This is a genomic window from Samsonia erythrinae, assembly GCF_004342665.1.
Lineage (GTDB): Bacteria > Pseudomonadota > Gammaproteobacteria > Enterobacterales > Enterobacteriaceae > Samsonia > Samsonia erythrinae.
In genome coordinates this window covers 162,233-175,002 of record NZ_SMBY01000006.1, presented here as the reverse complement: position 1 = coordinate 175,002, position 12,770 = coordinate 162,233, and the positions used below count along the sequence as shown (strand labels likewise).

Here is a 12,770-nt window from a genome sequence, read left to right as displayed (position 1 = left end):
CGGGTTAAAAGTTTCAACGTTTCATTGAGGAAGCCTGTCAGCGACATCTTTACCGGCTCAGCATGCTGAATCAGACGGCATCAAAATGCGCGCTGGTAAGGCAAAATGCCCGAGCGCAGCATTTTTTCGGAACCCAGGCTGTAGTTACTGCTTAAACCACGCAACTCAATATTAAACGACACTTTGTTGTCGTAGTCGCTGCTGCGACTGGCGCTGTTCCAGTCGGTAATTTTACGTTCATAACCGACACTCACAGCCCAACAGCAGGTGTTGTACTGTACGCCAATTAACTGATTGGCCGACTGATTGGCCTTGGCATCGTAATAATAGGCGCCGACAACGGCCCAGCGATCGGCAATCGGCCAGCTTGCCGTGATGCCAACCTGAGAGATGCCCTGCTGCGAGCCCTGGTTTGTCAGGTTCGGCAGCATATCGCGAATATATTCAGGACTGGCGTAACGGTAGTTTAGCTGTACCAGCCGTTCCGCATCCTGACGATATTCTAACACGGCATCGCCCAGCGCGACTTCGTTCAGGCGGTTGTCATATTGCAGACCACCGCGTACTCCCCACCGGTCATCGATTCTCAGGAACGTGTCGCCAGCCCATACCTGACTGCCGTTGCTATCACTTTTATCAAGCGATGTGTTGCGGTCACCGGTGCGAGGACGGTTGAAGTAATAGATTTGACCTATGGAGGCGTTAAAACGTTCAACCAATTCATCATCATAAATACGCGTGGTGACGCCGGTCGCAATCTGATTGGCGGAGGCGATACGATCCAGGCCGCTGTAGCTGCGATCGCGGAACAGGCCGGAATAGTCGGTCTGTAGCAACGTCGAGTCATAAGTATGAATGTTGTTCTGATTGCGGTAAGGCACGTACAAGTATTGTGCGCGAGGCTCCAGCGTCTGAGTATAGGCCTGCGACCAGTCCATCTCGCGTTCGAAGACCATCTTGCCATCGACCTTGTATTGCGACATGACGCGGTTGACGGAGCTTTCCAGCGCATTTTTATTAATGTCGCTGACGCTGGGATCGGCACGGTAGCGTTCCAGATTATCCTGCTGATAGTGCGTCGCTAAGAGTTTGGCCTCGGTATTCAGGCTGGCCCAGCTGTTGGCCAGCGGGAGATTCAGGGTGGGTTCGATATGCAGGCGCGTGGCTTCCGGCCGGTTGTTGTTGACGTTGGTAAATTTTACCGCCTGACCATAAAGATGCATATCAAACGGGCCGATATCATTCTGGTAATAATTAATATCGAGCTGAGGTTCAGCGCGGTAGACATCGCGGTTGTTGGCATTGGAAAAGACCTGGAACTGCCGGGTCGACAGCGTGGTATTCCAGTTTTGGTTCGCATAGCCCACACTCAGTTTTTGGGTGACGTACCCATCGGTGGTCGAGCCGTATAACGAGTCCAGATCGGTAAAGTAGCGGTCATCACTGACTTTCGTATAGTCCGCGTTAAAACGCCAGACCTGATCCATGACGCCATTGTGGCCCCAATGGAACAGCCAGCGGGTATCGTTATCATCCTGAGGGACCGTCTTGGCGTACTCATTGTCGCTGGGCAGCCAGTCAAACTGAATCACCCCGAGGCCCGGCGTCGTCAGGTAGCGGAACTCATTCTGCCACTGCAAGCCGCGTTTGGTTTGCAGGTGCGGCGTGATCGTCGCGTCAAAGTTGGGCGCGATATTCCAGTAATAGGGCGTCAGCAATTCAAAACCGTTGCTGCTGCCATATTTTGCGTTAGGGATCAGGAAGCCTGAGCGTCGTTTATCACCGATAGGAAGCTGCAAATACGGGCTGTAGAATACGGGCACGTTGCCAATCTTGAAACGCGCGTTCCAGATTTCAGCAACTTGCTCTTCTCTGTCCTGAATGACTTCCGAACCGACGACGCTCCAGCTATTATCTCCCGGCAGACAAGAGGTAAAGGAACCGTTTTCCAGAATAGTGTAGCGATTGCCGTCACGCATTTTCATTTTATCGGCGGCGCCACGCCCCTGACGGCCCACCATCTGATAGTCGCCTTCATAGACGTCGGTATCTTTGGTATTCAGGTTGGCCCAGGCTTTCGGGCCCTTCAGGATGACCTGATTGTCGTCGTAATGGACGTTTCCTGTTGCGGTAATCGTTCGGGTTGGCGAGCTATTTTGCGTTGCGGGTTCCAGTTGGTTCAGTTCCACCTGTTCAGCGGTCAGGACGCTGTTTCCCTGCCGAACGTCCACGTTGCCGATGAATCTGGCACTATCAGGATAGCGGGCTTCGGTTCTGTCGGCCTGAATATTGACCGGCAACTGATTAGGATCGCCTGTGACCAGCGGTCTGTTGTACGTAGGTACACCCAGCATGCACTGTTCGGCAAGATCCGCCAGCGCGTGCTGGCTGTAAAGCGCCGACCAAACCAGAGTGGCCAGCAGAGTTGGGATACTTTTTTTCATACGCGGTATCAGGTGTTCCGTCATCCAGGGCATCATGCCGACAAACGGTCAGAGACTATATCACTCATTAGCGTTGCGCCAGTGTTAAATCCCCACGGCTACGCACCGCCGTTAGGTGCAAAGATAAATGACAGGTATGATAAAGCAATTTTTGGCTGACGGCATGAGGATTTGAGGAGTATATGCGGTATTGGGGAAAGTTGCTGGGGTTGGCGCTGGGGATCATCTCAAGTGCCGGCATCTGGGGAATGATCATGGGGTTGCTGATGGGGCATTGGATTGACAAGGCCCAGGCATCGCGTCGCCGTGATTTTTTTTCTGCCCAGTCCACACGTCAGTCATTGTTCTTTCTCACGACCTTTCAGGCCATGGGACACCTGACCAAGTCCAAAGGCCGGGTGACGGAAGCCGATATCCGGATTGCGACCAAAATCATGGATCGCCTTGAGCTGTTTGGTGAAGCCAGAACCGCGGCGCAACAGGCTTTTCGTGATGGGAAGGCCAGCCATTTTCCTCTGCGGATCACCTTGCGCAAATTGCGCGATGCGTGTCTGGGACGCTTTGATTTAATTAAGATGTTTCTGGAAATTCAGCTTCAGGTCGCCTTGGTTGACGGCGTGCTGCACCCGAACGAACGGCGTGTGCTGTACGTGATTGCGGATGAACTGGGGGTGACGCGTGAGCAGTTTGAATTTTTTCTGCGGAACATGGAAAGCACGGCGGGGCAGTCCCGACAGCATGATAAATCTCATCAGCGCCGCAGGAGTGGCTATTCCGGTGGACACTCTTATGGCGGCCAACGTCCCTCTTTTCCGCCACGCGGGCCAACGGTCGAAAGCGCCTGTCGTACATTAGGCGTGCGCAGCAGCGATGATGCTGTCACGATCAAACGCGCTTATCGCAAGCTGATGAGTGAGCATCATCCCGATAAGCTGGTGGCGAAGAAGCTTTCGCCGCGAATGATGGAGATCGCTAAGCGTAAAGCACAGGATATTCAGGCCGCCTATGAACTATTGAAGGGCGCGAATCAGGCAAAATAATCCACAGGTTTCCCTTCTTTTTTACCCCCTTCCTTGTTTTTTTACCGCTCCACTACCCCAGATTAGCCTATACCGTCAGCGTGCTTGCCTCAGAAATCCGCTTCGCAACGAAAGTGCATCGGCGTATTGAACGCCGGGTGCGTGATAGCCAGTTCTTGTGCGTGCAGTAACAGGCGAGGCGCCAGCGCTTTGGCCTCCGGATGGGCATAAAAACCGTCACCGAGGATAGGGTGGCCCAGCGCGAGCAGGTGGACGCGCAGTTGATGCGAGCGGCCGGTAATCGGCATCAGCTTGACGCGTGTCGTCCCGTCGTCGTCACGTGAGATGACCTGATATTCCGTTTGCGCCGGTTTACCCGTTTCAAAACAGACTTTCTGTTTGGGGCGGTTTGGCCAGTCGCAGATGAGCGGCAGATCGATGACGCCGTCATCCTGCGCCATGTGTCCCCACACGCGGGCAAGGTAGGATTTTTTGGGTTCGCGCTCGCGAAATTGACGCTTTAACTCGCGCTCGGCGGCTTTGGTCAGGGCGACGACAATCACGCCGCTGGTCGCCATATCCAGACGATGAACGGATTCGGCCGTTGGATAATCAGCCTGAATGCGGCTCATGACGCTGTCTTTGTGTTCCGGCGCACGGCCGGGAACCGACAGCAGACCGCTGGGTTTATTCACCACCATGATGTGCTGATCCTGATAAAGAATATGCAACCAGGGATCGGTAGGCGGATTATAGGGTTCCATTCACGCTCCAAAATACGCAAAAGACAGAGACGTCGTTGCTGTTTGATCGAGATACACGGGCCTATCACGGGGTGAGGTATTCCTGCGAAAACCTCATCCCCGTGCTTTCCCTAATATGATGCAATCCCTGTGCTGAAAAGTCTGACTGACTAACGCACGGGCGACGCATTACTGATGCGTCACTACGACCAGACGAATTGCATCCAGACGCCAGTTGGCTTCGTGCAGGTTACTCAGCACCTGTTCACGCTGGTTTTCCAACGCGGTCAGCTCATCTTCACGAATGTTAGGGTTGACGGCTTTCAGTGCTTCCAGACGTTCCAGCTCGCGGCGCAGTTGCAGATCGGCCTGCTGCTGCGCTTCGGTGATAAGCTGGCGCGCCTGTGTTTCCACCAGCGCTTCTGCCTGTTGCAGCATGGCGTGAACATCGGCCTGTACCGCATTGACCAGCTTGCTGGAGGTATGACGATTGACGGCGTTGAGCTGACGGTTGAAGCTCTCGAATTCAACCTGTGCCGCCAGATTCGTGCCCTTACGATCCATGAGCAGGCGAACCGGCGTTGGCGGCAGGAAACGCGTCAGTTGCAGATGTTTCGGCGCCTGCGCTTCCACCACGTAAATCAGTTCCGCCAATAGCGTACCGACCGGCAGGGCTTTATTTTTCAGCAAGGAAACCGCACAGCTTCCGGTATCGCCGGACAGCACCAGATCGAGCCCGTTACGAATGAGCGGGTGTTCCCAACTGATAAACTGCGCGTCTTCGCGGGAGAGCGCCTGATCGCGATCGAAGGTGATCGTACAGCCGTCCTGCGGCAGGCCGGGGAAATCCGGCACCAGCATATGATCGGATGGCGTCAGGACGATCAGATTGTCGCTGCGATCTTCCTGATTGATACCAACGATATCAAACAGATTCAGCGCGAACGTGACCAGATTGACGTCATTATCCTGCTCGGCAATCGCCTGCGCCAACTGCTGAGCTTTTTCGCCGCCGTTAGAATGCATTTCCAGCAGGCGATCGCGGCCTTGTTCCAACTGCTGTTTCAAATTGTCGTGCTGCTGGCGGCAAGTGTGAATAAACTCATCCAGCCCCTGTTGTTCACCGACGGTCGTCAGGCGCTCGATCAACTGCGCGTGGTGGGCATCATAAATCGTGCGGCCTGTCGGACAGGTGTGCTCAAAGGCATCCAACCCTTCGTGATACCAGCGTACCAGCAAGGCCTGCGCGGTGTTTTCCAGATACGGCACCAAAAGCTGAATTTCTTTGGCCTGCCCGATACGATCCAAACGGCCGATACGCTGTTCCAGCAGATCGGGGTTGAACGGCAGATCGAACATCACTAACTGGCTGGCAAACTGGAAGTTACGGCCTTCAGAGCCAATCTCTGAACAAATCAGTACCTGTGCGCCTTCTTCTTCGGAGGCAAAATAGGCGGCGGCGCGGTCACGTTCCAGAATCGACAGCCCTTCGTGGAAGACGGCGGCCCGGATCGCTTCACGCGTGCGCAGCACTTGTTCCAGCTGTAGCGCGGTAGCGGCCTGTGCGCAGATCACCAGCACTTTTTCATCACGGTTGGCGGTCAGATAATTCAGCAGCCATTCTACGCGTGGATCGAAGTTCCACCAGGTGGCATCATCCCCTTCAAGCTGTTGATAAATTTGTTCCGGGTACAGCATGTCGCGGGCGCGGACTTCCAGCGGCTTATTCGCGTTCATAATGCCGGACACTTTAATGGCCGTTTGGTACTGCGCCGGCAGCGGCAGGCGGATTTGATGCAGAATACGCTGCGGAAAGCCTTTAACGCCCTGACGCGTGTTGCGGAACAGTACGCGGCTGGTGCCGTGGCGATCCATCAGCATGGCGATCAGTTCCTGACGCGCTTTCTGGTTGTCATCGCTGTCGCTGTTGATGGCTTTCAGCAGCGGTTCGATGTCCTGTTCGCCCAGCAGATCGCTCAGCGCATTCAGTTCAGCCGTTTGGGCTTTTTCACCGGCTAAGAGCAGCGTGACGGCATCGGCCACCGGACGATACTGCTGCTGTTCGGCCAGAAATTCCTGATAGTCGTGGAAACGGTTGGGATCGAGCAGACGTAAACGCGCAAAGTGGCTCTGCTGACCCAGTTGCTCCGGCGTGGCGGTAAGCAGCAGCACGGCGGGGATGGCGCGCGCCAGCGCTTCAATCGCCTGATATTCCACGCTGGGGCTGTCTTCGCTCCAGACCAGATGGTGGGCTTCATCCACCACCAGCAGATCCCAGTTGGCGTTGACAAGTTGTTCAACGCGCTGGGCGTTGCGTTGAATGAATCCCAGTGAGCAAATCACCAACTGCTCGGTTTCAAAGGGGTTGCTGCTGTCCAGCCTGGCTTCGGCATAGCGCTCGTCGTCAAACAGCGAAAACAGCAGATTAAAGCGGCGCAGCATTTCCACCAGCCACTGATGTTGCAACGTTTCCGGTACAATAATCAGCACGCGCGCAGCACGGCCTGCCAGCAACTGCTGGTGGATGATCATCCCGGCTTCAATCGTTTTACCCAGACCGACTTCGTCTGCCAGCAAAACGCGCGGCGCATGACGCTGGCCGACTTCATGCGCAATGTGAATCTGGTGAGGGATCAGGCTGGCGCGCATACCGCGCAGCCCGACTAATTGCTGCCGTGCCTGTTCGTTTTGGTGTTTGCGTGCGCGATAGCGCAGGGCAAAGCGATCCATGCGGTCGATCTGCCCTGCGAACAGACGATCCTGCGGTTTATTGAATGTCAGCCTGCTGTCGAGAAAAACTTCGCGCAGTTGTGCTGGCGAGGCGTCGTCCAGACGTTGGCCGCAATACACCAGCAGCCCTTTTTCTTCCTGTACATCATCAACTTTGAGCTGCCAGCCTTCATGACTGGTGACGGTATCGCCGGGATTGAACATCACGCGGGTGATGGGGGCGTCGCTGCGGGAGTAGAGTCGGTTTTCGCCGCTGGCGGGGAAAAGCAGCGTGACCATACGTGTATCGATGGCAACGACCGTTCCTAGCCCAAGTTCGCTTTCCGTATCGCTGATCCAGCGCTGACCAAGTGTAAAAGGCATAAATTCTTAGCTCGATTTTCGTCTGTGTCGGGGGAATGTCTGATTGCATTACCGGAGACCGATAATGCTGCTGATGTCAATTCAGAAAGGGCGCTATGGTAATGGATGGCGGCGCATTCGTCACCTCTCAAACTGGCTGGGCGATGAATTAAGCCGCTCTTATTAAAACAACCCCATCTGACCAGTCACCAGTGTAGCAAAATCGTCATGAAGGAAAGGCAGGATCGCATCCGCGACCGGCTGGAGCTGGCGTTCTACGTAGTGCTGATAATCCAGCGGCGAATGTCGGGTTTCCAGTGGTTCAGGGCCGTTGGTGGTCATCACATAGCTGATCCAGCCGCCTTTTTGATATTGTAACGGTCGCCCTTGCTGGCGGTTGTACTCATCGGCGATTTTAGCGGCTCTGGCGTGCGGCGGAACGTTACGCTGGTAATCATCGAGCCGGCGACGCAGTTGTTTACGGTAGATCAGCAGATCGTCAAATTCACCGTTCAGCGTGCGGTTGACATAATCCCGCAGCCAGTCCTGATAGGGCTGGCGCTGGAAGATCAGCAGATAAAGCCGCTGCTGAAACCGTTGCGCCAGCGGCGTCCAGTCGGTACGCACGGTCTCCAGCCCTTTGAACACCATTTTCTCGCCCTGCGGGGTGTCGATTAGGCCGGCGTAGCGCTTTTTGCTGCCCTGTTCGGCGCCGCGAACCGTTGGCATCAGGAAGCGGCGAAAGTGGGTTTCAAATTCCAGTTCCAGTGCGCTGGTCAACTGTAACGTCTCTTGCAGGTGCTGCGCCCACCATTGGTTAACGTGTTGTACCAGCGCGTTGCCAATCTTCGCCGCTTCCTCTGTGCAGTGCGCGTGTTTCAGCCAGACAAAGGTGGAGTCGGTATCGCCATAAATCACCTGATAGCCTTTCGCCTCAATCAATTCTCGCGTTTTACGCATGATCTCATGGCCGCGCAGGGTGATGGAAGAGGCGAGACGCGGGTCGAAGAAGCGGCAGCCGGTGGCGCCCAGAACCCCATAAAAGGCATTCATAATGATCTTCAGCGCCTGAGACAGCGGTTTATTGTGGGTGCGCTTGGCGGTTTCGCGTCCCTGCCAAATTTGTTCTACGATAGCCGGCAGACAGTGCTGTTCGCGCGAGAACCATGCGCCGCGAAAACCGGGAACGGCGTGCTGAGCGTCGGGCTGCTGTGTTCCCACCGCCAGCCCGACGGGGTCGATCAAAAAGGTGCGGATAATCGAAGGGTACAGGCTCTTGTAATCCAGTACTAAAACCGAATCATACAGACCGGGATGGGAGTCCATCACGAATCCGCCGGGGCTGGCTTCAAGCGCGACGTCGCCCAGATTGGGCGCGACATAGCCCATGCGGTGCATACGTGGCAGATAGAGGTGGGTAAACGCCGCAACGGAACCACCGCTGCGATCTGCCGCCAGACCCGTTACGCTGGCGCGCTCCAGTAAGAACGGCAGCAGATCGGTTTTCTCGAAAATACGCGTGACCAGTTCGCAGTCTTGCAGGTTATAGCGCGCCAGCGCGGGCTTATCTTCGGCAAAACGCCGATCGATTTCGTCCATCCGCTGATAGGGCGTGTCGATGGCTTTGCCTTCCCCCAGCAGCGATTGCGCGACAAATTCCAGACTAAACGACGCAAAATTCCACGTCGCGGACTTGAGCGCTTCAATACCGTCGATGATCAGGCGGCCGGTGGCGCTGGCAAAAAAATGCCCTTGTTTAAAACCGTGTTCCCGCCATTCCAGCGGCTGCTTGTTACGCCCCAGCTTGAGTGGGATGTGGTAGCGTTCAGCGTGTTTCTGCAAGACGCGTAGATCAAACTGCACCAGATTCCAGCCGATGATGGCATCGGGATCGTGCTGTTGCATCCATTCATTCAGCTTTTCCAACAGCAGCGGGCGGCTGGCGACGTATTCAAGCGTAAAATTCTCGTGTTCGGCAGGCGTGCCGTTCGGCGGGCCGAGCATATAAACCTGACGTTGCCCGCAGCCTTCCAGCCCGATGCAGTAAAGTTCGCCGTGGCGGTTGGTTTCAATATCCAGCGAGACCAGCCTGAGCGCCGGGCGATAATCGGGGTTGGGTTTCATGCGAACGTCCGTCAGCAGGTTTTCTGACGAGGGCGTCCCGCTAAACCAGACGGGGGCGGTGATAAAGCGCTCCATCAGAAAGCGTTCCGGCGGGCGAATATCCGCCTCATAGACCTGAACGCCGCCTTCGCGCAGCACTTTCTCCAGCCGCAGTAGTTGACGATACTGTGGGCAATACAGCCCTATTAGCGGCTGATGATGAAAATCCTGCATGGTCAGCGGCTTCAACTGCCAGTGATTTTCCTGATGTAATAGGGTTCTGGCGCGGGCTTCCTGTTGGGCAGGGAGAAAGGCCACGGCCTGCTGTCGCGGCGCACGTACCCGCAGCGGGCCATCATCCGTGGCCAGCCAAAATTCAACCTGTGTGCCGGCAGGCGTGTCGTACCAGTGGCGGGTTAGTAAGAACCCCTGACGAACCTGAGTCACTAAGCGGCCTTTTTTGCGAACGGGGAAAGACAAGATAATAGTACTGAGTATGGTTATTTATACAGGTATTGTCCAGCGTCTGATGATATCACCGCGATGAAAGGAGAGCGGCGTTAATCACCGCTCAGAGCGGAAACCACCTGATTACGACCTTTCTGCTTGGCCTGATACAGGGCGTCGTCTGCCATCTTAAAGGCGTGCTCGATCGCGATCCTATTGTCGCCCGGCTGCCATAAGGCAACCCCTAATGAGATGGTGATATTGCCCACGACCGGGAGGGTAGATTCCTGTACGCATTGACGTAGCCGTTCAGCCGTGTTGATCGCCTCGTCCAACGTGGTTTCCGGCAGCAGGATCAGGAACTCTTCGCCGCCGCTGCGGCACAGGATATCGGTATCGCGCGAACTGGCGCGAATCAACTGCCCCATATGGCGAATGACAATATCCCCCACGTCGTGGCCGTAGGTGTCATTGATGCGTTTGAAATGGTCGATATCCAACGCAATGAGTGCGAAGCTTTTCTGCTTAATCCTCCAGTAGCGTAGAACATTATCCAGCCCGCGGCGGTTGAGCAATTCGGTCATTGGATCCGAACGCGCTTCAGAGCGTAATTGACCAATCTTACGCTGCAATGAATCGATACCTAACAGCATCGCCTGTTTGAGCTGCAAGGCTTCAAAATACCAGGAGTGAATGCTTCTGATATCGTCGGAGACGTTCGCGGCATCCATTCTGTTGGCGCTGCGCGCTAATAACCAAAGCGGTTGTGCAATAAAACGGGCAAGCAGCCAGACGCAGAAGATCGTCACCAGGGCGAGGGGGAGCGTGTGGCGTAGTAAGTTCATCATCAGGCTATCAAGCGGTTTCAGCGTAATGCTCATCGGGCGGAGCGCCACGATCTGCCATTGCGAGATCGATTCAATGGCGTAGCCTGCGAGCATCGTGTCACCCTGATAGTCCCTCATCGGTTGGCTGCCATTATTTTCGCCTTGCGCGTTGATATTCAGAGGCGGGACGTCTGTTGCGCCAATACGCGCTATGTCACGGTGATACAACGTTTGTTTGTTCTTATCGGTGACATAAATATAAGAGCCGTCGCGGTAGTAGTGCTGGTCGAGCAGCGTATTCAGTACGCTGGGCTGTTTGAGATAGATCGATCCGCCGACAAATCCTTTGTAACGGCCATCCTGCGTAAAAATCGGCGATGAGATCAGGACGATAAAGTTATTGGCGGCAGATACATAGGGCTGGCTGATGAGCGGCTGTTTTGCTTCTAAGGCTTCAAGGGCGCCTTCGCTCGTCAACTGTACCCCGATAAATTGAAAGGTATCGGGTGAGGTGGCTCTGATGATCCCTTTTTCATCGACGATAACGACCGTGTTGAAATTGCTGGTCTGGCGTCGCAGGCGGTCTGCCTCTTTTAACAGGCTGACCTTATCATCCATCTGGGTGGCGATCATATTTGCGCTGTAGGCCAACTGCTGTTGGGATTCTTGAAAGAAAGAATGGGTCATGGCCGCCAGCTTTGTGGCGTAGACGCGATTCGCTTCAAGCGTGTTATCTATCAGCAGTGCCCGCTGAACACGATAACTGGCGTAAAAACTGTTTGCCAACGTCACCAGTGCGCTCATCACGGCCAGTAGCAGGATAAGACGACGTAATCCGAAGTGCTTGAGTAGATTAGAAAACATAATGACCGTGTCGCGCCGTGACAAAAATGATCGCTATCATAAGTGCCGAGTGTGCCTGGCGCAAAGGAATTGGCCGGTAATCAGGCGTTGACGGCTTCTGCTATGATCCTGACAATCTGGTTTTTTATAAAATATGGGCAGGTTGTATGGAAGCGTGGCTGGATCATCTGGTTACCCAATCATTAGCGTATTCACTGATCGCCGTCGTGCTGGTTGCTTTTCTGGAATCGCTGGCGCTGGTGGGGCTGTTGTTGCCGGGAACGGTGATGATGGCAACGCTGGGCGCGCTGATTGGCAGTGGGCAAATGGGGCTTTATCCGGCGTGGGGGGCGGGGATCATAGGGTGTTTGTTAGGCGACTGGATCTCCTATTATGTTGGGGTACGCTTCAAAGCGCCGCTGCATAACTGGTCTTTCCTGAAAAAATACCAGACATTGCTCAATAAAACGGAGTATGCGCTGTATCAGCACCCGATGCCGACGATACTGATCGGGCGTTTTGTCGGCCCGACGCGGCCCTTGATACCGATGGTGGCGGGAATGTTAGGGCTGCCCCCTTATAAGTTCGCCGTGCCCAATATCCTCGGTTGCCTGTTATGGCCGCCGGCCTATTTTCTCCCCGGTATTCTGGCTGGCGTCGCCATTGATATTCCCAAAGACGCGGATAGCGCCGGGTTTAAGTGGCTATTGTTGTTCGCGGCGCTGCTGACGTGGACGGGGGGCTGGTTAAGCTGGCGCTGGTGGCGCAGCGATAAGCGTAAACACCGTGACTGGTTCAGCCGAAAAATGCCGCTCAAACGCCTGCGTTGGGTGACGCCGCTGACGGTGACGGCAGCAGGCGCATTACTGGTGATGCTGATGCAACATCCGTTAATGCCCGTATATCGGCATCTGTTATGGCAAGTGCTTAACGGGTAGGCGCTCTGTGGCCGGGAGATCTCCCGGCCTCTGGCGGATTTAACGATAAAATTCGGCGACCTGCTCGAAAATGCGCATGTCTTTACCATGGCGATGAACATGCAGGACGTCTTCCAGCTTTTCCACCTGGCTTATCATCTGCTGTAGCCGCTGGTCATCTTTCACCAGTAGCCAGATCCGACTCTCCTCGCCGTTTGGAAGCGGCATACACAGAATACCTTCCACGTTAAAAGCGCGACGGGCAAACAGGCCGCAAACGTGTGACATCACGCCGGGATGGTTACGCACCGAAAGCTCCAGCGTGACCTGATTTAACGTTGATTGAGTTAGCATA

The 12,770-nt window shown here is 55.0% G+C and carries 8 protein-coding genes; 2 read left to right on the top strand and 6 right to left on the bottom strand.

Annotation, left to right across the window (positions count from 1 at the left end; translation table 11 throughout):
- Positions 1-80: 80 nt before the first annotated feature.
- Positions 81-2,444: an LPS assembly protein LptD gene (gene lptD, locus EDC54_RS11515; RefSeq protein ID WP_132456282.1), complete on the bottom strand. Its 2,364-nt coding sequence runs from the start codon at positions 2,442-2,444 to the stop codon at positions 81-83.
- Positions 2,445-2,626: 182 nt separating this feature from the next.
- Here lptD and djlA point away from each other — a divergent pair, with 182 nt between their 5' ends.
- Entirely contained in the window at positions 2,627-3,484 is an 858-nt protein-coding gene (djlA, locus tag EDC54_RS11510; protein WP_132456280.1) for a co-chaperone DjlA, read from the top strand.
- 89 nt (positions 3,485-3,573) lie between these two features.
- Here the strand turns inward: djlA and rluA are convergent, their stop codons facing one another.
- From rluA to EDC54_RS11490, 4 genes are all read right to left on the bottom strand, one after another.
- Positions 3,574-4,227 carry a bifunctional tRNA pseudouridine(32) synthase/23S rRNA pseudouridine(746) synthase RluA gene (gene rluA / locus EDC54_RS11505; RefSeq protein WP_132456278.1) on the bottom strand — a complete coding sequence of 218 codons (654 nt, stop codon included), beginning with the start codon at positions 4,225-4,227 and terminating at the stop codon, positions 3,574-3,576.
- Positions 4,228-4,395: 168 nt separating this feature from the next.
- Positions 4,396-7,299 (bottom strand): RNA polymerase-associated protein RapA, encoded by a 2,904-nt coding sequence (rapA, locus tag EDC54_RS11500; protein ID WP_132456276.1) that lies wholly within the window; start codon positions 7,297-7,299, stop codon positions 4,396-4,398.
- A 162-nt stretch (positions 7,300-7,461) separates the two neighbouring features.
- On the bottom strand, positions 7,462-9,828 hold the full coding sequence (locus EDC54_RS11495; protein ID WP_132456274.1) for a DNA polymerase II: 2,367 nt from the start codon (positions 9,826-9,828) through the stop codon (positions 7,462-7,464).
- Positions 9,829-9,941: 113 nt separating this feature from the next.
- Positions 9,942-11,519: a sensor domain-containing diguanylate cyclase gene (locus tag EDC54_RS11490; protein ID WP_132456272.1), complete on the bottom strand. Its 1,578-nt coding sequence runs from the start codon at positions 11,517-11,519 to the stop codon at positions 9,942-9,944.
- Between the two features lie 146 nt (positions 11,520-11,665).
- Here EDC54_RS11490 and EDC54_RS11485 point away from each other — a divergent pair, with 146 nt between their 5' ends.
- On the top strand, positions 11,666-12,436 hold the full coding sequence (locus EDC54_RS11485) for a DedA family protein (protein WP_132456270.1): 771 nt from the start codon (positions 11,666-11,668) through the stop codon (positions 12,434-12,436).
- A gap of 39 nt (positions 12,437-12,475) precedes the next feature.
- Here EDC54_RS11485 and ilvN read toward each other — a convergent pair whose 3' ends face one another.
- On the bottom strand, positions 12,476-12,769 hold the full coding sequence (ilvN, locus tag EDC54_RS11480; RefSeq protein WP_132456268.1) for an acetolactate synthase small subunit: 294 nt from the start codon (positions 12,767-12,769) through the stop codon (positions 12,476-12,478).
- Position 12,770 lies beyond the last annotated feature (1 nt).